Below are 26,552 nucleotides of genomic sequence, written 5' to 3' on the forward strand. Positions count from 1 at the left end.
CCTCATCACATGGACGCCAGAATGGGTAAGAGAAAAAACAACGTGCCGGTTTTACATTAACCTGATTCGATGAAGCAAGCCGCGAGCGACAGTCTTGTGTCCACAGCCAAAACGAGGCGATTCTCTCCCAGTGGAAATGGGCCAAGAGAACGAGAGACCCATAAAAAAATTTACTCCAGCAGGAATCAGGAATAGATCAGAGGATGAGGAAGGTTCAAACCCTGCTGACGGGAGGCGATCTTCTTATGAACCGATGAAGTGGACCCGGGGGCTTAATGCACCAATCCCGGGAGGGGCCCCACCTCAACAAGCGAAGGCATGGACTCCTGATAAGAGTGCAGATACGCATGATGGTCGTGCATCGTGGCCCCATCAGGAAGCAGGTCGTATAACGGGCCGAGTTTCCCACGAATTTTTCTTGCATAAAACTTCGGTAACTCCAACGTTTCCCCCTCCAGAAAGCTGCGGACCGACACATTCGTATCCAATAATCCCCGGATCTTCGTGTGGTATTTGATCCGGCCGAACCCTTCACTCGACACCGACCGGATGAAATTAAACCATGTGGGAATCCAGCCACGATTCAGCATCATCCGCCTGGCAATCATCGGCCAGGAAAACGCATGCCGGGACAGATCCACGACATGATCATAAAATTCCGGCCAGGCATAATGCTTGGGACGCACGTTCATCGCGTGGTTGTTATCAAGAAAATGAAAAGGGAAGGGTAGCACCCGTCCATCCCGTTGCAATTCCCGATTAAAGGGAGCGGCCTGACCAAAGGCCGTCAGCAGGGAAAAGGCAGGAAAGGCTCCGGGAGCCAAGTCTAAAAATTGTTTGGTGAGGTCAAACGGTTCAGATCCCTGGTCGGAATCCAGGCCCAACACGAAATTCACCTGAACATAGGGGATATAGCGGAGTATCAGATTGATATGATCGGCCACCTGCTTCACTTTTTCTTGTCCTCTGTGGCGACCGGTCCGGGATTTATCGCCCATGTCATACCACGACTCAATCCCCGGCAAAATTGCCTTGAATCCATTTTGCTTCAATCGTTTCAGGTGGGGTTCGGCCAGGAGCGACAGGGTACTTTCTGCAATGAAGTCGATACTATCGGGCGGAATCGCCGTTTCAATGGCATTCATATATTCCTGAAACCGCACGCCGAAATTCGGGTCGTGCCAGGCCACAATCGGTCGCTTCAACTTTGTCCGCAGAAATTTGAGATCCTCGCTGATCTGATCAAACGATAAAGGCTGATAGTCCACATTGGCGTCCACACAAAACCCGCAGGTATAGGGGCATCCCATGCTGCCGATCATCGGCACGACTTTAAATGAGGTGGGCGCCTTGGCAATGGTCGGCTCAATAAATTTCCAGCGCTCCTTCGCCCCGGGCAATGCGGTCGGCTGCCGGGCTGCTGCGAGCTGAACTCCCAGAGGACGATGCTGCGCACAATCCGCCAGAATATCCTGAATGAGATTCTTGTCGGTAAACCCGACGACATAATCGAAGTACTTGGCCGCATCCTGCGGATAGCTCCGGGCGTGAGGCCCGCCCAGTACCGTCACGGCCCCTCGAGCTCGAAACATCTGACTGATGGCATACGCTGTCAGCGCCGATCGGGTAAAGGCCCCGATAAACACAATATCGGTTTCGTCTAATAATTCCTGTTGGAGATCTTCGCGCCCGGTGTAACACACAAAACGCACTTGATGACCCAATTCTTCACACCACACTCCGACGACCTGCGGCATGATGCTCGCCAGATTTTGATTCATCACCCTGGCATAGAGAGAATTGGTGGGACCTTTGGTGACCAGATCCAGTATCGTCACCCGACGTGGGCGCATAGACAACCTCCTAAGGTGGGAGAACAGAAAATCCTGCTGGAGGGGAATAGAGGAATCTCCTGAAGCTGCCCTACCGTAGAGGAAATCCTGTGATGAGGTCAAGGACAACCAGTTGCATTAAGACCGATCTTCCTGTACGGTTTCGTGAGAATCGACCGTCTTGCAGGATCCAAGCCATTCTCCGGCTGTTCTGGCCGGTGCCGTAGCCCAAATCTCCTCAGACCGGCCTCGATACGCAACCTCAGCATAGAACAATGTCGTTCGTGCTTCGTCTGGTTGTGCCCAACAAAGGAACCGACAGTCATGCTGAATCAAAAACGCCGAAAAGACCTTCGCAATGTCGCCATCATCGCTCACGTCGATCATGGCAAAACAACGTTAGTGGATGCCCTGCTCAGGCAAACCGGCGCGCATATATTTAAAGAAGGCGAAGCCGTCATTATGGATTCGAATCCTCTGGAAAAAGAGCGTGGCATTACCATTTTTTCGAAAAATGCTTCCCTCCTCTATAAAGATACCCGCATCAATCTCGTCGATACGCCTGGCCATGCCGACTTTGGGAGTGAAGTCGAGCGCATTCTCCGCATGGTGGATGGCGTGCTTTTACTCGTGGATGCCTTTGACGGCCCGATGCCCCAGACCAAATTCGTCCTGAAAAAATCGTTGGAACTGCATCTGAAGCCCATCGTCGTGATTAACAAGATCGACCGCCCCAGCGCCCGTCCTGAAGAAATCGTGAATCAAACCTTTGATTTGTTTTGTGAACTGAACGCGACCGACGAACAGTTAGATTTCCCCATTGTGTATGCATCCGGAAAAGAAGGAAAGTCCACGCTGGACATGAGTGATCCCGCCGTTGATATGAAACCCTTATTAGACACGATCATTCATCGGGTCCTCCCGCCCGTGGCTGATCCGGAGCAACCGTTTCAAATGCTCGTGACGATGTTGGAATATGACTCCTACATCGGTCGTGTGGCAGTGGGACGGATTGTCCATGGGATGATTGAAGTCGGCAATCAGATCGTCGCTGTTAAACGGGATGGCACCATTTCCCGCGGCAAGGTCACCAAACTGCTGGCCTATCAGGGGCTCACCCGGATCGAAACCGATTCCGCTCAAGCCGGAGACATTATTTCCCTGGCCGGCCATCAGGACGTTCGGGTGGGAGAAACCTTAGCTTCTCCTCAAAACCCGACAGCCTTACCGACCGTCAACGTTGATGAACCGACGATTTCCATGAACTTCTCTCATAACACCAGCCCGTTGGCCGGGAAAGACGGAGGGCGTTTTCTCACGTCCCGACACATTCGTGAACGCCTGGCTCACGAAGCCATGATGAATGTGGGCATTAAAGTAGAGGAAGCCGATGGTGGCGAACGATTTACGGTCTCGGGACGCGGAGAACTTCATCTGTCCATTTTAATCGAAACCATGCGTCGGGAAGGTTTTGAATTGGAAGTATCCCCACCGAAGGTCATTTATAAAGAAATGGACGGCGAAATTCTGGAACCCGTCGAACTCGTGGTCATTGAGGTGGACCCCGGTTATCAGGGTGCGGTCATCGAAGCGCTGGGTGGCCGGAAAGCCGAAATGAAGGACCTGCGGATCAGTGCGGTCGGCACCGTCCGCATGGAATTCCACATTGCGTCACGTGCCCTTTTGGGATTTCGCAGTGAATTATTGAGGATGACCAGAGGCAGCGGTGTCATGTCCCAAATTTTCCATGAATACCAACCCTTTAAAGGAGAGATTCCTCATCGTTCGGCTGGCGTGCTCATTTCTCATGGTCCTGGACAAGCGGTGGCCTATGGCCTCTGGGGCCTGCAAGATCGTGGAGAAATTTTCCTCCATCCTGGAGACGATATTTATGAAGGCATGCTGGTTGGGGTCAACAACAAAGGCAATGACCTGGTGGTGAATGCCATTCGCGAGAAAAAACTCACTAATATTCGAGCCTCAGGAACCGATGAAGCCATTCACCTCATTCCCCCACGGGAAATGACCCTGGAATTCGCCTTGGAATTCATCGAAGATGATGAACTGGTCGAAGTGACTCCAAAAAATGTGCGGCTGCGAAAACGCTACCTCACGGACAACGAACGCCGCTCCGCTCGCAACCTGTCCAAGAAGGCTCAATGACTTTTGCCTCTTTGTAATTTTTGATGTGATTTTTGGGCCTTGCCATCACTTAACCGTGGCGGCGAGGCCCATGGCCATTCTCTCCGAATCAACCCGCATGCCTTGTGGAACACATCACTGTTCGCCTGACTCCAATACCCTTTGACGAGTGTTGATGCAGGACACCTTCCTCTCAGGTCTTTCTCAACAATCCTTCGAACAAATGGATCACAAAAGACTGGAAATCACTCTTGGGGCCCCCTCTTGTAATTTCAAATTAACCGGTTCCAGTGGCTATCAGGCAACGCTCCGCCCTACTCGCCATAAGATTTTGACCCCTTAGGCCTTTTCCCTTCTTCAGCACTTTCCTCTTTCATCATTTTTACGTATAATTCAGGCCTACCGTCCAGACGGGAAAAAGCCTTGCCGGCAAGGCCTATCGCCCGATAGCAGTCCATACCATTGTGGAGCAGGCATGAACAACAATTTCTTCAAAGGACATGGCCTGGGCAATGACTATATTGCTCTCGACCCGGCCAAAATGTCTTTTAAATTAACACCGCGGACCATCCGGGCTCTCTGTGATCGGCATTGGGGAGTGGGAAGTGACGGCATTCTGGCGCTCGGGCCTTCGAAAAAAGCAGACTTTGGACTGCGCATATACAACCCGGATGGGAGTGAGGCCGAGAAATCCGGTAATGGACTGCGGATTTTCGGCTGCTATCTGTACCACACCAAGCATACGAGGAAAAAACACTTTACGGTTGAAACCAAGGGCGGATTGGTTGAGATCCATTTGGAACTCAACGGTCACGGATACGTGAATGGGGCCACAGTCGATATGGGACGAGCCTCGTTTCAACCCATTTCGCTTCCCTGCACCTTACGGGTGCCTGAGTTGATTCAACAGCCCGTGAAGGCCGCAGGCCAGTCTCTCCGGTTTACCGGAGTCAGTGTCGGAAACCCGCATTGCGTGGTGTATAAGAAAGAGGAAGAACAATGGACCCGCCAGGATCTTCTTGAAATCGGGCCGGAACTGGAAAACCATATCATTTTCCCCAAACGAACCAACGTCCAACTGGCCGTTCCAACCGGACCTCGAACCATTTCTATTTTGATCTGGGAACGGGGTGCGGGAGAAACACAGGCCTCGGGTTCCTCCGCCTGTGCGGCAGCTTGTGCCGGAGTACGGTTAGGATTAGTGAAAAGCCCCGTGAGTGTGAAGGCCCCTGGGGGAACCTTGGATATTACCGTTGATCCTCAGTACAACATCACAATGAAAGGGCCCGTGACCGAGGTCGCCAGAGGGGAAATCAGTCAAGCCTTCATAGACGGCCTGCGGTAAAAAAAATATTTATTCCCCACTCCTCGGCTCGCATTCGAATTTGATTCGTCACCCTGCTGAAATGACCTCCCGAACTCTCACAGAAAAGCCAAGACATCCCTTATACACTGCTACGATAACCCTCCTTTCAAGAAAGGCATCCAGGTCCCTGGCTTTCCAACTCGAAAAATCATTAACGATTCTTCCTCAGACTTTTTTTTCACCTTCTCCGAGGCGAGGACAGCGGGCCTAAACCTGAGCCTATCTGCCATCGGCTCCCTCACGCTTACCTTTGGTCCCGTGGCCATCCCCATTCAGGAATAGCCATAGGTCCGGCACACACTTTTGCCCTGCTCTGCTTTGCCTGAGGGATTATCCGCAAACACCAGTTCCCTCCGACAGCATGAGGCAACCTATCCGATATCCACCTGGAAACGAGGAACCAGCTATTCTCCTGTTTAGGCTGGATTACTCTGGTAACTTTGGAAACTCAAACGGAATCGGTTCGCCGGTCAAAGCTTTTAGAAAGGCAATAAGATCGGCTTTCTCTTGCGGCGCCAATCCCAGTGGTTTCATCAACGGACTCAACTGAGGATTGGCATTCCCGCCTTTATCAAAAAAGTCGATAACCTCCTCTAATGATTTATAAGCACCATCATGCATATACGGGGCAGTTTCCGTGATGCTTCGAAGGGTTGGAGTTTTGAATGCTCCCTTATCGCGTTCTCGAAGAGTCACATAATACCGCCCCAAATCTTCTTCCATCGGTCCCACTTGCGGCACGCCGAGGTTGTGAAACCGATTATCCGTAAAATTGGATCCGTTGTGACAGAGGATGCACCGGCCTTTTCCCTTAAAGAGGGCCATCCCACGTTGAGCATCTTCTCCCATCGCTTGTTGATCACCTAAGATAAACTTATCGAAGGCCGAATTGGTGGAGATGATGGTCCGTTCATAGGCAGCTATGGCTTCGGCGATTCCCTGCAAACTCACTCCGGTTCCGAATACTTTCTGGAACTCTTCCTGATAGCCTTTTATCTTCGCAATTTTTGGAACGACATGTTCATGGGTCTCAGCCATTTCAACAGGATTATGAATAGGACCAATGGCCTGTTCCTCCAACGAGCCGGCTCGACCATCCCAAAATTGGAAGGGATTAAAGGCGGTGTTGTACACTGTAGGCGATTGCCGGCCGCCCCGTAGCCCTCCAACGCCCACCGAGGTTTGGTTGGGATCGGCAAATCCCGCAACAGGGTTATGACAAAACGCACAAGAGATGGCATTGTTTTTGGATAACCGTCCATCAAAATACAGCTGTTTTCCAAGAGAAATTTTTGCCGCGTAATTGAGGTTACCGGGAGGCTGTGGAACAACAGTCGGCAGTGGACCAATGTCGGAAACCGTATGACCATCAACCGTGATCATTCCCGCTGCTGAATCAGGAGTCGTTTCACTCCCTATTCCAGTGGAAGTGAGGCTCAGTCCTACCAGGATTGTGCAAAGTCCTGTGGTCAGTTCCCTTCTGAATGCTGGCTTCATTCCGTCTTTCCCTCCTGATCAGTTTGATGCCGTTCCCGATGAACACAACCCCTTAATCAATACCTTAGTGTACCCTGAATGTCAGCAAAATAAAAAGACAAATGCTTCATCTATACTAAAGAGAGATGCTCCAACCTGGATTTTTCAGGTAAGTTCCTTTTCAAGATGGGGGCCTTGCTGAGAACCTCTAATTCGCTATTTCACCTCACAATGAATGTTGCATGAAGACACACACGTATCCCATTGATGCGGTAGTTCCAAAGCTACAGCAGACCCTCAGGCAACACCCAATTGTCCTTCTGACCGCTCAGCCGGGTGCCGGGAAAACGACACAGATCCCGCTGGCCCTTCTCAAAGAGCCGTGGCTGACAAAAAACATCATCATGCTGGAGCCGCGACGGTTGGCCGCGCGTGCCGCCGCACGCCGCATGTCCGATCTTCTGGGGGAAACCGTTGGCACTACCGTTGGATATCGAACGCGGTTGGATACCAAAATCAGCCCGAACACAAAACTGGAAGTGGTAACCGAAGGCATTCTCACAAGAATGCTTCAACACGATCCATCATTACAGAACTATGGCCTGGTCATTTTTGATGAATTCCATGAACGCAGTTTGCAAGCCGATCTGGGTCTGGCCCTCTGCCTGGAATCCCAGAAGGTATTTCGAGAGGACCTTCGGCTGTTGATCATGTCGGCCACACTCGACAGTGCGGCCATTTCGCAACAATTGAAACAGGCTCCAGTGATCACCTGCGAGGGCAGGATGTTTCCCGTTGAAACCCGCTACGTCGGAAAGCCGGATGGGATAAATTTCGCCAGACAGGTGGCCCATACCATTCATCGTCTGCTGAAGACCGAACAGGGCAACCTCCTGGTGTTTCTTCCAGGTGCGGGAGAGATCCGCCAAGTGGAACGGCTCCTGGCAGACCTTCCGCTTGACCCACATACTCGCATCGCTCCGCTTTATGGGGATCTATCCGCTCAGGCCCAGGACCAGGCAATTCTTCTACCGCCTGCCGGATGGCGCAAAGTGGTCCTATCCACTAATATTGCCGAATCCAGTCTCACCATCGAAGGTATTCGTCTCGTCATCGATACCGGACTCATGCGCGTACCACATTTTGATTCACGCAGCGGTATGAGCCGGCTGGCCACCCTCACGGTCTCCCAACAATCGGCAGGACAACGTCGCGGGCGGGCGGGACGCCTGGAACCCGGCCTGTGTATACGGTTCTGGTCTGAAGCCGAGCAGCGTACCCTCACCCCCCGAACCACACCGGAAATTCTTGATGCGGATCTCACCTCGCTCGTGTTGGAGTTGTCTCAATGGGGAAATCACGATCCCCAGGAATTATTCTGGCTTGACCCTCCTCCTTCCGGCGCCATCGCTCAGGCACGACAGCTCCTTCACTCCCTTGGCGCATGTGATACCCATGGCCACATCACCGATCATGGCCGGGCGATGGCCGACCTCCCCATGCACCCGCGTCTCGCGCATATGGTCCTGAAGGGAAAGGCGCTGGGGGCGGGAGCCTTGGCGTGCGATCTTGCCGCAGCCCTAAGCGAACGAAACCTGTTCAAAGGATCAATCGCACGAGAACATGCCGATCTTCGCACCCGATTTGATTTGCTCTATGGTGGGGCCCATGTTCAGAGAAACACCGGGGCTCCGGATAAGGGAACCATCCAACGCATTCGCCAGGTCTCTCAGTCATGGCAACGGACACTGCACATCACCGCTCCTCGCCATGTCTCCAAACAACGAATCGATCAGTTGGGTGTGCTCCTGGCACTGGCCTATCCCGACCGGATAGCGCAACGGCAATCAGCTGAGGACAGACGATACCGCCTGGCCAATGGGCGAAGCGCAAGATTCCATCACCCGGATCCATTAGAACATGAAGAATGGCTTGTGATCGCAGACCTTAACGGTGCCCCGGCAACGGCACTTATCTATATGGCTGCCCCGATTTCACATAAAGATCTGATCTCCCACTGCGGGGATCTCATACAGTCAACGGATTCTGTAATGTGGGAAGGCTCAACGCAAGCAGTCAGATCCATGCGGCAACGACGATTGGGAGAACTTATTCTGGAGGAAACCCGCCTTCCCGATCCTGATCCTGATTTAGTGTTGACCGCGCTCCTCGACGGCCTTCGAAACACGGGACTTTCCCGTTTGCCCTGGAACCCCACACTCAGAAACTGGCAGGCGCGCGTCCAATTTCTGCGCCGCGCCACGGAACCGGAGTCCGCTTGGCCGGATGTCTCGGACGACACACTCCTTCAATCACTGGACCAGTGGCTAGGGCCTTTTCTCATCAATCTCTCCAGCCTCAATCAGGTGAAACGAATCGATCTTGCCTGGCCGCTCCAGGCGCTCCTTTCTCCTGAACAACGGCGCACGCTCGACTCCCTGGCGCCCACCCATCTCACTGTGCCGACAGGATCGCACATTCCCTTGGATTATCTCTCAGGAGAGATTCCCGTTCTGGCTGTCCGTCTTCAGGAATTATTCGGACAATGCGACACGCCCCGCCTGGTCAACGGGAGGATCCCTGTCCTCATTCATCTGCTCTCTCCGGCCAGACGTCCCGTTCAGGTCACCCAGGACCTCACAAGTTTTTGGAAAACCGGTTACACGCAAGTGAGAAAAGAATTGAAGGGCCGCTACCCCAAACATTTCTGGCCCGATGACCCTTTTCAGGCCCCTCCCACTCGCGGCATTAAAAAGCAATAATTCAAAGGGGACTGTGATTTAATCCGTCTGGATCCTCATCTAACTCGTTATAGAGGGTGAGGATGGATTCATCCAAACCAATCCAGCCATGTCCTTCGAGTTTCGGCGGCATCAACAAACTATCTCCCGGCAAAGAGGGGTGGCTCCACACAAATAGAACATATTCAGTCATTCCTTCCAGAAAGGGTTATGCTTACTCATTCAGATGGCAGCGACTTTTTCAAAGACGTGACAATGACAATGTTCCCGATAAACAACTACATCTTTCCATTATGCAGCCGTGAGAGCTCCAGGCCCATTCTGCGATTACCCTCGTCATTCAAATGTTGGTCAATTTGCCAGTAGAGATCTTCTTTTCTCCAACCCCTTTCTTTAAAGATGGGAGCGAAGTCAATAAAGTCGATCTTTTGGCCACGAAGAAATTCTTTTACCTGATTAAAGATATCGGCATTATTGAAATCACTTCTTGGTGGGATTAATAAAAAAATCAAATGATATCCATTCAATTTCGCATCTTCGCCCCAAACCGTAATCGCTTTTTTGGTTTTCTCCGCAAAAGGGGAAAAAGAAAATTGGTTCAACACTTCTGAATCCTCAAACAACCTATAAATACTTCTTTTTTTTGGTTTGTCGGGAGAACGAATTCCTGTTGCCAGAAGCATTTTTTTGAAAAGGGCATTGGAAATATTCGTCAACAATGAATGCCGTAGCAAAAAACTCTTTGTTTTCCTCCATAAGGATTGTGATTCTTCGGGTTCTTGAAAAGTATGTTCATCAATTGCCCTAATTTTCGGGGAAATCTCACGAACCCGATCTTCATCGGGTATACGAATGATCTGCTCCTTTCCCATTTCATAAACCGTATCGATGAGAAAACCATCGACGACTATCGAATGTGGAAAGGTGAAATCATTGATAATATCATTAGCAAAAAAACCGACAAACACGACAGTCGGCTGACGCCCAATTGTTTCAATAATCTTTTTGAATTTACCAAATTGGTGTATTGTCCCTGTATGGCCCACTCCACATTTGGCTGTTAACATTCCGGTGTTATTTTCCCAGACTGTCGCAAATTTGTCTTCGTAACGGCCAAAACCCCAAGTAAATGAGTCCCCAGCGAAATAAACATAGCCTTCTTTGCTAGTAGAGAAATCCTCCAGACTGTTTCTATCGAAACACCCAAGTTCATTGGCAAATATTTCAAATTCCACCCCGTCGGGTATCGACTGGGTTCCCCTAGCAAGAGGGGTAATATCAAAACCAAGAAGAGGGTCGGCCTGATAATAATAACGTGAGCCCCCCCTCAGTCCGCTCAAACGCGGGTCCTTGGGGTGGGACCGATAATCTGGAGCAAATTGAGCCCATTGGGGAGGTATCAAAAAATACAATCCGACGTCGACGAGAAAAAAGCCGAAAAAGGTCAAGAGAATCAAAGAGAGCCATAGGAAGGTAGGATGAGTCAGACGAGAAGTCATTGTCGAATCTTTTCTTGGTTTTTGGTTAATACAAAAAATAGTTTTAGCCTACCGACATTACAGAATTTCGGTACCGTAATCAAAAGCAGAGTCGCATCGCATATGGAGACAAGAGTAATTTGGATGGTGCGCAGTCGTCAGGATAAGCGAGTCCTCTTCCCCTCAGCCCCGTTTGGTCTTATGTGCAAAGGATCGCCAATCTGGAAGCTCGATACGATCCCAGGAGTGTATTTTAAAGACATCTTAACGGGAGAATTGTCGATAACGGGATGCGGGCCGCACTGCCGGTTCTCTGCATAGCTAATGATGGTGGCGTGATTGTTCGTGAGGTAAATACCCAAAAGTCGCCTTTGGCGAAGACCCGATAGGGATCCGGAAAGCATGGTACCTCCAATCAATGTCCCCACTAAGTCCCCACTAAAGCCAACACATACTCGACATCTTTGATGCTCCTGACCGATCATGATTCAACACGATTTTACCAGCCATGACATTATCAACATTGATCCAAAAGACCAACTTCTCTACCAATGGTTTGAAGCCCTGCCCCGGTGCCTCTTCCATGCCCGCAAGGCTCTCCAATGAGCCGGCATTCAGCAAGATTTTAGGCACACCTGCATTTAAAGATATCCATGGATGTTCTCCAGAGACACTTATTTTTTTGGTAAACTATCCAAATTCTGAAACTCGTTGGCATGGTCTGTCTGCGAAAATCCTTAGTAATCTCTTTAGAAAAAACGCGCATCACACATACCAGTGCATTGGTATGCCCATTTCACGGTTTCCTTGCAGTCTTTCGTACGAGGAAAATTTTCCACCACATATTATGCCCATGGACACACTACTTCACAATTTCGCACATCTCTTTCCATCGTTAAGGGGAAAATCCAGATTCTCTTGCTATTCTTCTGGAGAATTTTTAAGGTAGGCTTGATAAATAATTCCTTCTATAGGCCTTTTCATTTTCGACCTAAGGAGCCGGCCTCATGCATTTAAAATTCACTTCTCATATCCTGGTGACGGCGGGTTGGGTCTTCGGCAGTTTTTTTCTGGGATGCTCCAGCGTGGAACTCACAAAGATCCCCAAAAAACCCTTGCCCTTCCATCCCCCTCCTCTGATTGAATTACCATTGGAATTGCCACCGGAAGGAGGTCCACGACGCCCCGTCGATGCCATGTCCCCCACAACCTTATCCGGTCCGGGACCGGAAATTATCATTGTCGAATCGAACCAGCCTGCCTTACGTGCCACAGCAGAACGGGATCCAGACGTGAAGACCAAATTGGGCGATCGTTTTGCCTTTATTAATACCGAGGAAGTCCCTGCCGACCAATGCCTGGTGACCCTGCAGGGAGACGACACGGCTAACCCTCGAACGACCGAACGGGCATCGGCTTCCGATGCCTCCGCATATCGGTTAACCTACTACAGTTACACCCACAATGTGGCCGTGCATGTCTGCATGGAAAAAGACCGAGTGTCTTCTGTCCAGCAGGATCCGCGTGAAGGCTACCAGCCCGAAGAAGGTGAAGAAGAAATCACCACAGCCATTGAGCTGGCCAGAGTAGATCCACGAATTGCCCAGGAGGTTCAGCATCTGTACGGACATGCCATTCTGACTTCCCCTGAAGAATACCGGTACTTTTGGGTGAGCGACGAAGCGGGTTTCGGGGACCGGGTATTTTGGGTCACATTTTCTGAAACACCGGAGAGCTTGGCCCTCTACTTTGCACGAGTTGACCTCACTTCTCAGACCGTCCTAGACGCAGGCAAGGAGGCAGGACCCCAATGACTATTCCCAGACAAGGAGCGCGTCGCATGGCATCATTTCGATATTTACTCGCCGGTGTCGCATTAACCAGTGCTTTGATGGTCAGCCCCGCTTGGGCCGACTGGGAATCCAAACCGTTTACCTGGGGCCCGTGGGACTTATACCTTGAGATGAAAGATGCCGCTGGCCTCGGACTGCGCAATGTGTCCTATCAAGGCAACCAGATTTTAGGTAAAGCGGATTTGCCGGTGATCCGGGTCAAGTATGTGCGGGAGTGGCCGGCCTGGCATCCCTTCAGTTGGTTTGGCCTAGGGCGATCCAGTGGCCGATGCGGACCATTCGAGGACCGGATCAGCCCACAGCGCCTCAAAAAAAATCCTAACTGCGATGGGAAAAAGCTCTGTCAGGCCGAACATACCATCCAAGGGGTCAAGTGGTTGGAATTAGGTGTGTATGCCAAAATCGGTCAATACCATCTGTACCAGGCCTGGTATCTGAGCGAAGACGGTCGCCTGTATCCAAGCGTTCAGAGCTGGAATCTCTCCTGTAATACCGACCATGAACACCATGCCTACTGGCGGCTGGACTTTGATATCGGCGGATCCGATCAGGATCAGGTCTTTGTCCTGGACCGGAATTCTGTAAAAGACAACGGTTGGGGACCCGGGTGGGAAAAATATTTGGTAGAGGAGGATGACAAGAAGCCCGGCACCAACAGTCAGGATCGCGTTTGGTTTGTACGCGATTACCCCACCGGGCAGGGTGTCTGGGTTATTCCAGGTCCATTTGATGGAGAATCGAAGAAGTTTTCAGATCGTGATGTCTCGATTCGAAAATTTTACCGGGATGAAGATGCCGGCTGGCCATTCGGCGCACGTGGAGATTTGGAATTTAAAAGTGATGAAAGCGTCCAAGAGACCAATGTGGTCTTTTGGTATGTGGCCCATCTTCCTCATAAGGCAGCGGAAGGGGATCGACCGATGCGTTACTGGATGGGGCCACTTCTCCAGGTTCATCAAGAAACTCCCTGACACAACTTGTGGCAGTCTTCAGCAAGTCCCTGTCAGTGTGTTCTCTCCCCTGTGGCTTCAGTGGGAATAGGCTTCCTGGCGGGTAGGACTATCGTTTACTCAGCCTTAACCAGCTGATCCGGCCTGAGCCTTCCGGATACCGGAAAGAGGAAAGCATGAGAAGTGCCAAACTCTCGGCAAGAAGTTTTCCCTGCACCGTCAATTGAGAGAACCTATTCAAGAAGGCCCCAATGCTCCAAATGAATTCGATACCCGTCACATTTCCAAATTGCTTCCACAGTCCCTCTCAACAATTTCTTTTCTGAGTATCCAAACTTCTGGTATGGCCTCAATGGTTAGGTTTCCTGCAGTGCCTCATCGCCTTTTTCAGGAAAGGTTTGCTATGGTGATTGACTCATGCAGAACAGTTGACATCACATGGATAGTTCTTTTTTCTTCATTTTTCTAGCTTCACAAGTAAGGAATCATGTCATGAATTTACTTTTCGGCATTCTAAGCATACGAACCTGGGCACTCCTCACCAGCGCTTCAATTGTCCTATCGGGTGGGCTGGGTTTGGCAGAGACCGGAATTGATGGCTTCCGGGATTTAAAATTTGGCATGACGGAACAAGAGGTAGCCGCCCTACCAGCCTGCAACAACTCTAAGGAATGTCTCTATGAACTTACCGATAAAAATCGATATGTTGAACTGACCTATTTACCCGACGAGGTCTCAGATACGACGGAACCAACCGGGAAACTGGCAAACATTTCCATTGATATGGGGCTATATACAGATGATTGGTACCAGCAATTACAGATCATTCTTGGAGCGAGTTATGACCTCACGCAGGATCTTACTGAAGCGAACAAGCAATCGTTTCTTTCTGGACAACTCGACGAGCTGAATTCAGGATTTGAAAATGGACAGGTGTTACTGAAGGTCGTGCGCCGCCCGTTCGGCAATCTGGAATTAAAGGTCGTGTATCAAAATGCTGTCCTTGCGAAAGCATTTATTCAAGAGAGACAAGCGACCATTTCCTCCAAATAAATTTTCACGGATAGACCTTATACGACCTAGATGGTTGAGCCATTTGCCCCTATTTCTCAACCTCTCTTTATGGCGGGGGTTAGGACGCTTGCTTGGGAAGGGAAGCCATTTTGGGTATCAACAGGCGAGGTCGGAGATTTTTCTCTTTCGCAAAGAAGGAAATGGGCAGGGTCACCACCCCCGTCTTCCGTTGTTCATGCATCAACTTCCGCCAACACCGCCGGCACAGGTCATGATCTTTCAACGAGACTGCCCGGCCTAATTTACTGGAATGGGGATTTCGTCTAGGAGAAACAAAGACCTTCACCTCACTACCACATTTGGCACAACAGATCGCCCCGGCCGCACTGCTTCTTGACGCCCGCTGGGTCTCCAGACCAATGCTTTCAGCCATATGTTTTCGTTTTGGATTCCACGCGTGTTCATATGACGTGACGGATTCGGGAATATCCCATGTCAGCATTCGTCTCATGGCCCCCTCCTTGAAAAGAATGGTCGGTGGATCGGTACCTCCAATACAGAGCAAGGGATATGCCTGGCACCACACCGGATTTGACAGAGAAGAGAAAAGCGTGTGGAAACAAAAGATAGGAGATTAAAGGACCAGAAGACGGGGCTCAGGAAGATAGGCAGGATATGCGGTGGACGGGCATATCTTTCCTGTTTGAAGTCATTGGAATATTGACACCTGTGGGAACCTTTGACAGAGAGAAAGAGGGCGGAAATATTCAACACCCATGAGGAGATTGATCAATAAAAAAGACCAGGGAAAGCCGGAACATTCCACGGATCTACCCATGGCAGACACATCCCCCCTAATCGGGATGGGTAATCATTTTTACCTGACCGAATCACACCCTTTCCGGTGCCGATTCATTTAAAATGAGCCAATAAAGCCCAAGGTTTTGAACCGCTTGAGAAAACTCTTGAAAGTCCACTGGCTTGCGAACATAACTATTGGCTCCAAGTTGATAGCTTTTCACAATGTCCTGTTCTTCCTTGGACGACGTGAGCACAACCACCGGGAGATACTTCGTCCGTTCATCAGCTCGTAACCGTCGAAGCACTTCCAGCCCATCAATTTTGGGGAGCTTGAGGTCCAACAAGATAATTTGAGGCATCTGGCTTAAATCACGACCGGCATGCGCTCCGGTTCCAAATAAATATTCCAACGCTTCCACGCCATCCCGGGCCACCACAACTTCATTTTTTATGTTGTTTTTCTTGAGGGCCCGCATCGTCAACTCTTCATCATCAGGATGATCTTCCACTAACAGAATGACTTTGTTGGTCATCATCTTCTCCTCCTCCGGTTGCCTTACAACGTAAAATGAAAAGTTGCCCCTTTGCCCACCACTCCTTCTGCCCAAATTTGACCGCCATGCCGTTGAATAATACGATGCACTGTGGCCAGCCCAACGCCCACTCCAGGAAATTCTGTATAGGCATGAAGCCGTTGGAAGGCGCCAAAGAGTTTATGCGCATAGGTCATATCAAAACCCGCCCCATTGTCGGAAACAAAGTAGGCTGCCTGCCCTTTGTATTGGCCATAACCGAATTCGATACGGGGATGGGCTTGTTGCTGGGTAAATTTCCACGCGTTGCCGATCAAATTTTCTAAAACGGCCCGAAGCAATTGCGGGTCAGCGGTGGCGAATACATTATTGGCCACAATACATTCGACCTGCCGGTCCGGTTCCATTTTTTGAAAATCTTCAAGAACAGCCAGGGCTACAGCACTCAGATCAAAGGTTTGGGTATGGATTTCGGCTCGGGTCAACCGGGCCAGATTGAGCATGGCATCGATAAGCTTGGACATCCGTTGACTGGCCGTCCGCACCCTCCGCAAATAATTTCGTCCTAACTCATCAAGTTTTTCATCATAATCTTCCAATACAGCCTGGCTAAACCCATCGATCCCCCGCAACGGCGCGCGTAAATCATGGGAGACCGAATAACTAAACGCCTCAAGCTCCTTATTACTCGCCTCGAGTTGGGCCGAGCGCTGGACCAACTGGGAATTGAGTTTGCGTATGTCCTCCTCAGCCCGCTTCCGCTCCGCCACTTCCCGAATGAGTTCGGCATTTGAGGCAGCCAACTTCCCCGTTCGCTCCTGGACTCGCTTTTCCAGATTATCTTTCGCCTTCCGAAGGGTATCTTCGGCCAATAATCGATCATGAATTTCCAATTCCAAATGTTTGTTGGCACTTTGCAGTGCGCCGGTTCGATCGCGAACCTGCTCTTCCAATTCACTTGCCACCCGGCCAAGCTTTAACACCACTAATCCGAATCCGCCCATCCAAATGACGACCAACATCCCCATCAACCCATAAGTCCCTTGCCAACTCATACCCATGATCGTCTCCAGCGAATCAACGGGATACACGACCTCCAACAAGCCGCCCACTTGCCCGATCTGCCAATCACGCTTTGGACTGTCAGGATGACTGTTATGACACTCCACGCATTCCTTCTGCATCCAATCGGCCTTCACAAAACGGAGGGATTCACGCCCCTCGACCTGCTCAAACCGATAAAATGGCTCATCCGTATCAGGATGTTGCGTGAAAAATTCCCACGCCTCTTCCTGAAAGCCATCAATGAGTCCTCCTGACTTCTTTTCAGGGTAAAACGGATAGGGGCTTAGTAATGCCAATCGTTCGCCTCTTCGCCCGGCAACCAATCGCTTACCAAGGTCCCGACTGAGTGTCACAGGGAGAGGAATTTCGCCTTGATGGTCCCGATACTCTGTCGAGGCTTCAATTCCCTGGGCATGAAGGCGTCGAACAATCTCGACGGTGTACCATATCCGCATCTCCTTCAGCGCTCTGGTATAGATCTCGGATCCTCGAAAGGCCATGGCTGTTACCATTTGGGTTTTCAATTGGGAAATGTGCAGATAAATCACGATGAGACAAAGCCCAAAAAGCACGGTTAACACCAAAATCGTATGCCGATGTAGAAGCTCCATGGCTCCCAGAATTCTGTTCAGACAGGTTCGCCATAGTCCCGAACCTGACAACGGCAATTTTTTACGAAGCGTCAACTCAGATACCGACAATGATCTTTCCTATTCTCAACGCAGGCTTTTCAATCCCCTCTTCCAGGGCGGTCCTCTGACTTACGCTATCGGATCCTTAGCAACAAAATTGAGCATTCCTCCCATGGGAGGCCTCCCTCATCCCCATGGCCCGAAAGATTTTGGTATGCGATTTTTCTCGAAGGGATTCCGCCTAAATCCGACTCTTAATGGGCTCCCACTATTCAGAAGATGATGGGTACCCAGCCGGTCAAATATATTGGCGGACCCTCAAGAAGAGAAAGGAGGGGAGCACAGCAGAGACTAACATGAAAGCCCTTGATTCCTCGGCAGGAGGGTGGCCTTTGCGCAATACGACCAATTCCTCCCACCTGGTAGGCTCACTCACACTGGAGCTTGATTTTGTAAGGCGACAGCCATCAAACTTTCTTCCGGCTCTGCTATCTTTTCAGAATCCATATCATCCGCCAGTGTGGGTTCCAGCTCCTGATCCTCGTCATACGTTTGCCGAACATCCAGAATTTCAATGTCTAATTGAGCTTCAGGGTACAATCGTCGCAAGTCCCATTCCGTAATCCATCCACGTACATACTCACGCATCCGGGTACTGGATAATTTTTCTACAGCAGAAACGGGTGGCGGTGTCCAACTATACGCCGATCCATGCAGGGACCGAAGCCGCTCATATAAGGCATCCACCATTGATTCATAGGGACGAATTAATGGTTCCCCCTCCTGTTCGATAAGCCGGATACCCTGGATCGCCTGTAATGCTTGCATATGAGTTTCATCCGTCGATTCCTCCTGACACATCTGCTCGATTTTCTGGGAATCCTGTTTTTCTTCCAAGATCACGCTTTGGAAATCATCAGTCAGAGCGACAATGGCCCCAATAGCCGGACAGGTATCCTCGGCTAATACCCCCATCCACCGTGCCACCTCCTTATAGGACTTGGTCCGTTGTTTAAAAGAATATCGTCCGATGATTTCCGCCTCATCAATAAGCAAGATCCACCCTTTATAGCCAGCCGCCACCATCAAGCGTGAGACAAATCGAAACCGTTGTAAGGCCAAATTCTGACTGGAAATTTTATTGAACACATAGGGGTTTTCCGGTGGACACCCCTGAAGATATTTATTGAGTTGGCTATTACTCAACGGGTCTCCCGCCCAATACCGGATCATGCGATGACTCAGTTCAGGATCATTAATCATCCGCTCATAGAGATACAGGCTGGCAGCAAACCGGGAATCGCATCCTTGGTCCTTCCGATGCACCCAATCAAACAAATCGGCAAAGTGCGGGCTTTGGAAATTCAGTTCACCGGCTATTTCGGTGAGAGCATCACCATGTTTACCGGGAACAATGGCATTGTTGATGGCTGCACGAAAGAGGGGTACACCATTATACAAGGGTGTCTCCTTACTGATCACAATAGGACTGCAGACAAAATTCTTCTCTAGCGCCATCTGTTGCAACGCATGAAGAAGATGGGACTTCCCACTCCCAAACCCTCCTTCAATGACGATACCCTTGGTAGGCGAGTCATGAGGAACGTTCGCCTCCATCTGTTGAAGCAGCCGTCTGAATTTTCCTTCCAGGTCCGTTTGGTGACTTCCCAGTACCTGCACCACATCACGGTTCGGCACTCCGGATCGCAACGCCTCCATGGCGCGTTGATGTCCAACATCACCATTGGCCATCGCCGGCCGATCAGTGTATTCCTTCTTTCCGGAATCGTGGGCATCTCCGGCCTGTTGAGATCCAAGACGAATCAAAGCCCCTAGCGGGTTTTGGTATTGGCGGTCACGGACTTCGTCCCAAATACGTAATTTTAATGCCTCATACCGGTTGAGTCCTCTCCGCTCATCTGTCAAAAATTCTTGCGGTACCTGGACCACCAACAAGAAACTTTCCAATTCATCTGTCCCATCAATAAACTGACGAAGCATTTCGTAGGCATCTAACGTCGTTGAAACGCCATAATACAAGCCTTCAGGAGAATCGGGCTTCTTATTGAGCAAACATCGACTTAAGTCCAGGGACACGACTAACCCTGTTTTCCCAACTAAGCGTAACCAACGGCATAACGAAACAAACATATACCGGGCATTGGTCCGATTAATTTTCTGAAAGATAAGGGCTTCTTTGAGAGCCGAAATCTGACGAATCTCTCCACCCAGCCATGCCTTGACCGGTTCGGTCATAAAGGGAGCTTCTGAGCCAGAGTCCAATTGCCCCAAACACAATCGGATCATGGCCATACGAAATTCCTGGCACATCTGCGTATCTCGATAGATGGCCCGCTCTAACCAACTATTTAAATCTCGTCGCAGTAACGGTTCCGCCCGTTCATTCATCCTGGCGACTCCAGACATGCAGAACTCTTCCTTGTTGTCCGGGATCTGGTACCCATTTTCTTGAAGGAGTCGACGAACAAACTGTGAGGCCAGATCATCCCATGGGATGCGACAAGCAATTTGATGGAAAAACTTATCCATCATATGAATTTTGGTGTCTTTGGCATCAACTGAGATGCACGCATAACCCTCCTGCTGAGCCAAGGTAGCCAGGTGGTTTTGGATGTCGACTCGATCCGAGTCAGAATCGGTTACCACGAACTTGACCGATGAGCCTCCTTGCCCAATAAATCGTTGAAGGTATTCTTGGCGAAGCGTATGAAACCATTCTTGAGGTCGTAACTCCATTGCTCGTATCCTTCACAGGTTAGAAAGTCACATTCATACACAGAAAGGTTTTACAGACTACCGAAAAGGCAGAGACCTATGCTGAAAAAAAATGTTGCCCCGTCTTTGAAAGATTCATTCGAATCTGGCGGTTATATTGTGCAAATTTTCTGATGACAGCCATTTTGGTCAAGACATAAACTAGTTCGACTCGGAGAGTGCCGGGTGAAGCAGGTCTTCCTCATCCCCTTCTAATTCAGAATCTTCCGAGTAATCTTGTCGAATTTCTGTTAATTCAATGTCGACTTTTTGTGTTGGATCAAGACGCGTCAAATCCCATTCGGTAATCCAGCCTTTGACATATTCACGCATCCGGGTGCTGGATAACCGCTCAATCGTTGGGACCTGAGGGGGTTCCCAGCCATACGCAGCACCATGAATGGCACGAATTTTATGGTAGATTTCTTCTACAAGCTGGTCATAGGGACCGACCAATGGTATGCGTTCGCATTCGATGAGCCGCATTCCCTGTTCTGCTTGGCGGGACAGCACCAAATCGGTTTCCGATCCTGATTCTCGCAGTTTTTCTGGCACTTTTTCCCGATCACCCTTTTCATCCAAAATCGCACTTTGAAAATCATCCGTGAGCGCCATCACGGCCGCCAATCCGGATTTATAGCCGAGATCGGCAAAGCTGGAGGCTTCCAGTCGGCCCAGCCACCTGGCTAATTCCGCATAGGACTGGGCTCGTTGCTTAAAGGAATACCTACCAATAATTTCTGCCTCATCGATCAGTAAAATCCAACCAGAATATCCCGCCGCAATCATCAGTCGTGAAACAAATTTAAATCGTTGCAACGCCATCTCCATGGGGGAGACTCGTTCAAATCGATAGGAAATACTCGCATCACAGGCTTTGAGTAATCGCTTGATTTCAGCATCGGTCAACGGATCCCCTGCCCAAAATCGAATGATCCGGTGACGTAACTCCGGGTCATTCCCCATGCGTTCGTACAGAAAGACCGAGGCCGCAAAGCGCCCATCAATTTCTCCACCCTGACGATGTACCCATTCATAAAAATTCGCGTATTGGGGACTCTTAAAATTTAAATCCGCTGCCACCTCGGCCAAGACATCTCCTCGTTTTTCAGGGATATCAGCAGACTCAATGGCAGATCGAAACATCAATGCGGGACTATACAGAGGCGTTTCCTTACTTATTACGACCTTGCTACACACAAATCTGGATTCCAATGCCATACGCCTTAAGGATTCCAGCAAATGTGATTTCCCCGTACCAAATCCTCCTTCAATCAACATGCCTTTTGTTGTCCAACCCTTATGAATGCTGGCTTGAGCGTCCTGCAACATCTGTTGGAATTTGGATTTGACCATCGGCTGTGGACATCCCAGCGATTGAACCACTCCCGGGCTCGGGACACCTGCCCTCAAGGATTCAATAACCCGTTGATGCTGCACATCTTCTTTTCGGTTTCCCACTCTGGCCAGAAGACTGCTCTCGGCAAAGACTGCGGTCTGATTGGTCAGCCTGACCATCGGTGCAAATGGATTTTGACGGGTTTTATCCCGGACATCGTCCCAAATTCGAAGCTTTAGGGCTTCATAGCGATTCAGACCCAACCGTTGATCCGAGAGAAAGGCTTGCGAGGTAACGATCACGACCAATAGCCCTTCAATTTCATCGCTGCCATCAATGAATTGTCTCAGCATCTCATAGGCATCCATAACCGCAGAGGGCGAATAATTCAGGCAGGTCGCACCGGCTTCTTTGCCGCCTGTAAAGGCGGAAATATCGATGGTCAAGACCATACCGGGTTTCCCCAACAGGCGGGTCCAATGGGCTAAGGAGACTATGAGGTCACGCGCATTACTGCGGGTGACCTTTTCAAAAATCAATATTTTTTTGAGGGTAGCCATTTGTTTCAGCTCACCCCGAAGCCACGCCTTAATTGCTGCCGACTCTTTAGAGGGACTATCCGGCAATTCCAACTGAGCCAAACACAACTGGATCATGGCCAGTCGAAATTCCCGACTCATGTGAAAATCCTGAAACAAGCTCCCTTCCAACCATGCGTTCACTTCTCGGTGCATCGTGGGTTCATCGCAACCGTTGAGGGAGGCCAGAGAAGACCAACAACACTCCTCCCGCCTTTCAGGGATTTTCCATTGATGCTCTCGAAAGAGTTTTTTGACATACTCGAACGCCCAGGCGTCCCATTCAATTTGCCTGGCCATTTCCTTAAACAAGAGATCAATCAGTTGGACCTTCGTACAATGAGAATCCGCGTGAATCGTGACAAAGCCTTCCTCCCGTGACAGCGCCTCCACCCCCACGCTCACAGCTTTTGCGTTCTGAGCCTCCTCCACAACCGCAAATTTGACGGCCGATCCTCCACGACGGATAAACCCCTGAAGATAGGCAGATTTGAGAACGTTCAACCATTCCTGTGGAGACATAATTTTTCCCTCAATATCCTGTTAATCTCATTCGTCTTCTCGGTTCACCCTAGGGAAACTTAAATACGGTACCGACCGGTTTATCCCGACTGGACAAAGGAAATTCCATAATAGGTTTTCTCCCGTCCCCCTTGCGCAATCACGGTTAACGTTTTGTTGGCGTCCCGCACGCCGGTACTCGCATGAAAGTTTGCCCGATGATTGTTTTTGGTGGAAATGGTTCCACTTTTATCCAATAAATAGACATCCCGGCCAAATTCCTGTCTGGTATATTCATTGGCCTGCCACGGAAGGAGCGTCAAGAGTTGATACAGTTCCAAGAGTGGAATCACCGTTCCTTTGCCAATGAGGTGCTTCCCCCGACCCGCCACCACAATGGAATAGGCCGTAAAGACCATCTCCAAAAACGTTTGCGGTTTAAATCGAAGGGGTTTATTTTGAACTTCCTTTAATCGTTTGACCAAGACCGAAGGACGAAGCCGGTTTTCCCGCATTCGATCAATGGCAACCGCACGTTCTTTATGAAGAATTCGTAATAAGACTGGATAGGAAAATAAATAGCCATCGTGCTCATAGAGGTTGACACCCATCTGCTGGGCAGTGGTAAGAAGTTCCTGGCGAAACGCTTTGCCCTCCAAATATCCAGCCTCATCAAAATTCAGACGTTCCTGGGTTTTCACAAAATCACATCCCAGGCTCAGCGTCACCTCTTTGCCTTCCTCCAGCAATTTTCGCAGATTAACCAGATCACCCACTTTCGCTGCATCTTTAATTTTTTTAAATGACGCCATCACCTGCTTCGTGGTTTTCACTAATCCCCCGGCTTGCTCTTCAATATCAGCCAAGGCCTGCTCCAAATTGACGTTCTTCGTGACAGCCTTTGAAGGTGGGGAAGAATCCGGCAACTCAAGCACACCCGTTGCCGACCTCGACCCACAGGCTTGTAACGTATTATCAATTCCTTCGGCACTCATGTCGGTTATCGAGTCCTCTGGTTTGTGGTGAATTCGGGCAATCGGCTTTAAAGAACCGATTGATCGGCGCATACCTGTTTCATTCGGCACATCCCTGATAATTCTTAATATTTTCGGGCTTCTTTCATGATCATGAATTATTAAATTCCACAACTTCTTGCTCGTGCTCAGCGCTTCTTGGTCAACCCGCAGTTGACCCGTAGGAAGAAAGCCTTTTATGGTTGAACGTTTCGTCAGACCCTATTCATGGAAAACATAGCGCCATTCGCGGTTATTACAGGAGCTTCACGAGGGATTGGGGCCGAATATGCCAGAGCCTTAGCGGCTCAAGGCTATCATCTCTTGTTGATCGCCCGGGACCAAAACCGCCTGAAGGAATTATCCAAGGAAATTCAACAGACCACCCCTGTTCAAATCTGGACTGAACCGCTGGATTTGGCCAGGCCTAACGCGGCTGGAACCCTTTACCAATTAGCTCAATCATATCGGCCGGACGTGTCGTTACTTATCAATAATGCCGGTTTTGGGCTGTATGGCCAATTTACAGACATGCCACTTTCAACGATCCAAGACATGTTACAGGTCCATATCCATGCGACCACAGAAAGCACAAGACTATTCCTACCTGGTATGATGAATCGACGGCAGGGTGCAATTATCAATGTGGCTTCCGTGGCAGGATTTTTTCCAATTCCCTATATGGCGGAATACGCGGCCACTAAAGCCTTTATCATATCTTTCTCTGAAGCGGTGGCGATGGAGGCCAAAGAAACTGAGGTCACCATTCAGGTATGCTGTCCAGGTTACACAGAAACCGATTTCCATAGGACGGCAGGGCACTGCCCACGCCACATTTCTTCTGCTCACACTCCCCACGACGTCGTAAAAAAATCATTAAAGGCTTTGATATCCCGGAAAAACCTCGTGACTATTGGATGGCAGGGACTGGCAACCCAATGGATAACTCCATTTTTTCCGAAAAAATGGCTCATGCGTCTTGCCAGCCGATTTGTTCGACCAAATTCTTCCTCCCATTGAACACACGGCCTCCATATTAAAGGAGCACAGCATGTCCCATTCCTATTTCCATTCATTTATTGTCCCTCTTAGCATCTGTAGTGTCTGTATCCTAGCTTTAGGGTGCTCTGGCCCTCGCCCAATCCTTTATCCCAACGACCATCTTCAACAAGTTGGCCCCGATCGAGCTGAACAGGACATTGAGGAATGCCAACAGCTTGCAGAAGATTATGTCCCCGAACACGAGGCCTCGACTGTGGCCGGGAATACTGCCGTTGGGGCGGGAGCAGGGGGTGCCGTCGGTGCAGTCAGTGGGGCCATTCGAGGAGGGGCGGGTATTGGAGCAGCCATAGGTGCCGCAACAGGTGCGACCGTTGGCTTTATTCGTGGATTATTCCAGGCCTCGCAACCCACACCCGCACACAAATCCTTCGTTAACCGATGTCTTTCGGAACGAGGGTACGATTCGATTGGTTGGGAATAGATCAGAAAAACACATCGAAACCATGAGGCAAGCACACAGCGAGACGCCGTTCGTGGTCGTTCCCCTTTTGAGCCAATTTAGTATCGAAACTTGGCTCACATGAGAAGTAAGGAAAGCTTACAATGAGGAGCTTTCTGCACGACGAAGGGCTCGCATCAAAACTGGATCTTGATAAGCCACTTCACTTAAGGCGTCCAATATATGAAGATCTTTTTCCTTAGCGAGAGCTTTAGCTTTACTAAATTGTCGTGAGTTAAAGCGGGCCACGGATGGCTGGCCATTGATGATCTGACAGGCAAGACCTCCACCATCTTTCAGTGCAAGAGTGCCCCCATGATCAAACAAGCTACGAGTCTCATCCACGCTGATCCCATGCAGTTCTGCAAAATCATGGAGCCCACTGGTTTCAATCAATCGTCCATCTGGCATAACACATTTTCGCTTAAAATGGGGAGACCAATCTTTTCGGAAATCAATATATTGAATGTCTCCACTACACGCGTTCCCTGATTCAATTTTTGTCAAATCGATCCCTAAGTTTTTTTGCCGCAACCGATCCTGCAATTCCTGAGGAAGGCCTCGATAAAAAACCCGCTCCATGCCTTCTTCCAACGTCACACCATAACTTTGACGCATGCGCTCGGCTGCCGCATATTGCTCAAGATCCATGACCCACGTGTGTTTCGGGTCTTTGCCAAGAGGATCAACACGACAGACGAATGCGCCCTTTGTGACAAGCGTACCTTCATGCGGATAGAGATATATTCCCCCGTGTTGAAGCACGCCAGTTATAGATTCAAGAGGAATATCATAACTTTCAGACAGGACTCGTGCATGCATCTCAAAATCTTCCGGTTCCGTCATTCCGCACACCATTACATTTCCAGGGGGATCATAATCCGTATAGTTCTCTAGAATATTATAGAGAACCGGGGGTTTTTCTTTTTTTAATGGACGTTTTTTCACTCTAAACATTCAAT

Annotated in this window: 19 protein-coding genes; 8 read left to right on the forward strand and 11 right to left on the reverse strand. The window is 49.8% G+C overall.

Annotated features, from left to right (window positions below; genetic code table 11):
* Positions 1 to 272: 272 nt before the first annotated feature.
* Complete coding sequence (locus PP769_RS17460; protein ID WP_312642591.1) at positions 273 to 1,853, reverse strand: B12-binding domain-containing radical SAM protein; 1,581 nt, start codon at positions 1,851 to 1,853, stop codon at positions 273 to 275.
* A 303-nt stretch (positions 1,854 to 2,156) separates the two neighbouring features.
* Between PP769_RS17460 and typA the strand changes: the two genes are divergently transcribed.
* Both typA and dapF read left to right on the forward strand, forming a co-directional pair.
* Positions 2,157 to 3,995 carry a translational GTPase TypA gene (gene typA / locus PP769_RS17465; protein WP_312642593.1) on the forward strand — a complete coding sequence of 613 codons (1,839 nt, stop codon included), beginning with the start codon at positions 2,157 to 2,159 and terminating at the stop codon, positions 3,993 to 3,995.
* Positions 3,996 to 4,449: 454 nt separating this feature from the next.
* On the forward strand, positions 4,450 to 5,319 hold the full coding sequence (gene dapF / locus PP769_RS17470; protein WP_312642595.1) for a diaminopimelate epimerase: 870 nt from the start codon (positions 4,450 to 4,452) through the stop codon (positions 5,317 to 5,319).
* 447 nt (positions 5,320 to 5,766) lie between these two features.
* Here the strand turns inward: dapF and PP769_RS17475 are convergent, their stop codons facing one another.
* The gene (locus PP769_RS17475) at positions 5,767 to 6,837 is read right to left on the reverse strand and encodes a cytochrome-c peroxidase (RefSeq protein WP_312642597.1); all 1,071 of its coding nucleotides are present in this window, start codon (positions 6,835 to 6,837) and stop codon (positions 5,767 to 5,769) included.
* Positions 6,838 to 7,058: 221 nt separating this feature from the next.
* On the opposite strand from PP769_RS17475, the gene hrpB reads away from it, so the two are divergent.
* The gene (gene hrpB, locus PP769_RS17480; protein WP_312642599.1) at positions 7,059 to 9,578 is read left to right on the forward strand and encodes an ATP-dependent helicase HrpB; all 2,520 of its coding nucleotides are present in this window, start codon (positions 7,059 to 7,061) and stop codon (positions 9,576 to 9,578) included.
* A 1-nt stretch (position 9,579) separates the two neighbouring features.
* Here hrpB and PP769_RS17485 read toward each other — a convergent pair whose 3' ends face one another.
* Together PP769_RS17485 and PP769_RS17490 are read right to left on the reverse strand one after the other, a co-directional pair.
* A complete protein-coding gene (locus PP769_RS17485; RefSeq protein WP_312642601.1) occupies positions 9,580 to 9,750 on the reverse strand; it encodes a hypothetical protein in 171 nt (56 codons plus the stop codon).
* 85 nt (positions 9,751 to 9,835) lie between these two features.
* Positions 9,836 to 10,897 carry a hypothetical protein gene (locus PP769_RS17490; RefSeq protein WP_312642604.1) on the reverse strand — a complete coding sequence of 354 codons (1,062 nt, stop codon included), beginning with the start codon at positions 10,895 to 10,897 and terminating at the stop codon, positions 9,836 to 9,838.
* 1,145 nt (positions 10,898 to 12,042) lie between these two features.
* Between PP769_RS17490 and PP769_RS17495 the strand changes: the two genes are divergently transcribed.
* The 3 genes from PP769_RS17495 to PP769_RS17505 all read left to right on the forward strand — a co-directional run bounded on the left by PP769_RS17495 (position 12,043) and on the right by PP769_RS17505 (position 14,891).
* Positions 12,043 to 12,849: a hypothetical protein gene (locus tag PP769_RS17495; protein ID WP_312642606.1), complete on the forward strand. Its 807-nt coding sequence runs from the start codon at positions 12,043 to 12,045 to the stop codon at positions 12,847 to 12,849.
* A gap of 26 nt (positions 12,850 to 12,875) precedes the next feature.
* The gene (locus PP769_RS17500) at positions 12,876 to 13,859 is read left to right on the forward strand and encodes a hypothetical protein (RefSeq protein WP_312642608.1); all 984 of its coding nucleotides are present in this window, start codon (positions 12,876 to 12,878) and stop codon (positions 13,857 to 13,859) included.
* 471 nt (positions 13,860 to 14,330) lie between these two features.
* On the forward strand, positions 14,331 to 14,891 hold the full coding sequence (locus PP769_RS17505; RefSeq protein WP_312642610.1) for a hypothetical protein: 561 nt from the start codon (positions 14,331 to 14,333) through the stop codon (positions 14,889 to 14,891).
* Between the two features lie 79 nt (positions 14,892 to 14,970).
* On the opposite strand, the gene PP769_RS17510 is transcribed toward PP769_RS17505, so the two are convergent.
* The 6 genes from PP769_RS17510 to PP769_RS17535 form a co-directional block, all read right to left on the reverse strand.
* Positions 14,971 to 15,363: a hypothetical protein gene (locus PP769_RS17510; protein WP_312642612.1), complete on the reverse strand. Its 393-nt coding sequence runs from the start codon at positions 15,361 to 15,363 to the stop codon at positions 14,971 to 14,973.
* Between the two features lie 379 nt (positions 15,364 to 15,742).
* Positions 15,743 to 16,189: a response regulator gene (locus tag PP769_RS17515; protein ID WP_312642615.1), complete on the reverse strand. Its 447-nt coding sequence runs from the start codon at positions 16,187 to 16,189 to the stop codon at positions 15,743 to 15,745.
* Positions 16,190 to 16,209: 20 nt separating this feature from the next.
* The gene (locus PP769_RS17520; protein ID WP_312642617.1) at positions 16,210 to 17,952 is read right to left on the reverse strand and encodes an ATP-binding protein; all 1,743 of its coding nucleotides are present in this window, start codon (positions 17,950 to 17,952) and stop codon (positions 16,210 to 16,212) included.
* Between the two features lie 363 nt (positions 17,953 to 18,315).
* Complete coding sequence (locus PP769_RS17525) at positions 18,316 to 20,640, reverse strand: BREX system ATP-binding domain-containing protein (RefSeq protein ID WP_312642619.1); 2,325 nt, start codon at positions 20,638 to 20,640, stop codon at positions 18,316 to 18,318.
* Between the two features lie 180 nt (positions 20,641 to 20,820).
* Positions 20,821 to 23,097, reverse strand: a complete 2,277-nt coding sequence (locus PP769_RS17530) for a BREX system ATP-binding domain-containing protein (protein WP_312642621.1) — start codon at positions 23,095 to 23,097, stop codon at positions 20,821 to 20,823.
* Between the two features lie 80 nt (positions 23,098 to 23,177).
* The gene (locus tag PP769_RS17535; RefSeq protein ID WP_312642627.1) at positions 23,178 to 24,143 is read right to left on the reverse strand and encodes a hypothetical protein; all 966 of its coding nucleotides are present in this window, start codon (positions 24,141 to 24,143) and stop codon (positions 23,178 to 23,180) included.
* 174 nt (positions 24,144 to 24,317) lie between these two features.
* On the opposite strand from PP769_RS17535, the gene PP769_RS17540 reads away from it, so the two are divergent.
* Together PP769_RS17540 and PP769_RS17545 are read left to right on the forward strand one after the other, a co-directional pair.
* Entirely contained in the window at positions 24,318 to 25,109 is a 792-nt protein-coding gene (locus tag PP769_RS17540; protein ID WP_312642629.1) for an SDR family NAD(P)-dependent oxidoreductase, read from the forward strand.
* Between the two features lie 31 nt (positions 25,110 to 25,140).
* Positions 25,141 to 25,572 carry a YMGG-like glycine zipper-containing protein gene (locus PP769_RS17545; protein WP_312642631.1) on the forward strand — a complete coding sequence of 144 codons (432 nt, stop codon included), beginning with the start codon at positions 25,141 to 25,143 and terminating at the stop codon, positions 25,570 to 25,572.
* A 117-nt stretch (positions 25,573 to 25,689) separates the two neighbouring features.
* Here PP769_RS17545 and PP769_RS17550 read toward each other — a convergent pair whose 3' ends face one another.
* Complete coding sequence (locus PP769_RS17550; RefSeq protein ID WP_312642633.1) at positions 25,690 to 26,547, reverse strand: hypothetical protein; 858 nt, start codon at positions 26,545 to 26,547, stop codon at positions 25,690 to 25,692.
* Positions 26,548 to 26,552: the final 5 nt, after the last annotated feature.

Source organism: Candidatus Nitrospira allomarina (genome assembly GCF_032050975.1).
Classification (GTDB): domain Bacteria; phylum Nitrospirota; class Nitrospiria; order Nitrospirales; family UBA8639; genus Nitrospira_E; species Nitrospira_E allomarina.

Excerpts from the sequence above, each read along its gene's own strand:
- PP769_RS17460 (WP_312642591.1), bottom strand. The coding sequence starts at position 1,853 with ATGCGCCCACGTCGGGTGACGATACTGGATCTGGTCACCAAAGGTCCC.
- typA (WP_312642593.1), top strand. The coding sequence starts at position 2,157 with ATGCTGAATCAAAAACGCCGAAAAGACCTTCGCAATGTCGCCATCATC.
- dapF (WP_312642595.1), top strand. The coding sequence starts at position 4,450 with ATGAACAACAATTTCTTCAAAGGACATGGCCTGGGCAATGACTATATT.
- PP769_RS17475 (WP_312642597.1), bottom strand. The coding sequence starts at position 6,837 with ATGAAGCCAGCATTCAGAAGGGAACTGACCACAGGACTTTGCACAATC.
- hrpB (WP_312642599.1), top strand. The coding sequence starts at position 7,059 with ATGAAGACACACACGTATCCCATTGATGCGGTAGTTCCAAAGCTACAG.
- PP769_RS17485 (WP_312642601.1), bottom strand. The coding sequence starts at position 9,750 with ATGACTGAATATGTTCTATTTGTGTGGAGCCACCCCTCTTTGCCGGGA.
- PP769_RS17495 (WP_312642606.1), top strand. The coding sequence starts at position 12,043 with ATGCATTTAAAATTCACTTCTCATATCCTGGTGACGGCGGGTTGGGTC.
- PP769_RS17500 (WP_312642608.1), top strand. The coding sequence starts at position 12,876 with ATGGCATCATTTCGATATTTACTCGCCGGTGTCGCATTAACCAGTGCT.
- PP769_RS17505 (WP_312642610.1), top strand. The coding sequence starts at position 14,331 with ATGAATTTACTTTTCGGCATTCTAAGCATACGAACCTGGGCACTCCTC.
- PP769_RS17510 (WP_312642612.1), bottom strand. The coding sequence starts at position 15,363 with ATGAGACGAATGCTGACATGGGATATTCCCGAATCCGTCACGTCATAT.
- PP769_RS17515 (WP_312642615.1), bottom strand. The coding sequence starts at position 16,189 with ATGATGACCAACAAAGTCATTCTGTTAGTGGAAGATCATCCTGATGAT.
- PP769_RS17525 (WP_312642619.1), bottom strand. The coding sequence starts at position 20,640 with ATGGAGTTACGACCTCAAGAATGGTTTCATACGCTTCGCCAAGAATAC.
- PP769_RS17530 (WP_312642621.1), bottom strand. The coding sequence starts at position 23,097 with ATGTCTCCACAGGAATGGTTGAACGTTCTCAAATCTGCCTATCTTCAG.
- PP769_RS17535 (WP_312642627.1), bottom strand. The coding sequence starts at position 24,143 with ATGCGCCGATCAATCGGTTCTTTAAAGCCGATTGCCCGAATTCACCAC.
- PP769_RS17540 (WP_312642629.1), top strand. The coding sequence starts at position 24,318 with ATGGAAAACATAGCGCCATTCGCGGTTATTACAGGAGCTTCACGAGGG.
- PP769_RS17545 (WP_312642631.1), top strand. The coding sequence starts at position 25,141 with ATGTCCCATTCCTATTTCCATTCATTTATTGTCCCTCTTAGCATCTGT.
- PP769_RS17550 (WP_312642633.1), bottom strand. The coding sequence starts at position 26,547 with ATGTTTAGAGTGAAAAAACGTCCATTAAAAAAAGAAAAACCCCCGGTT.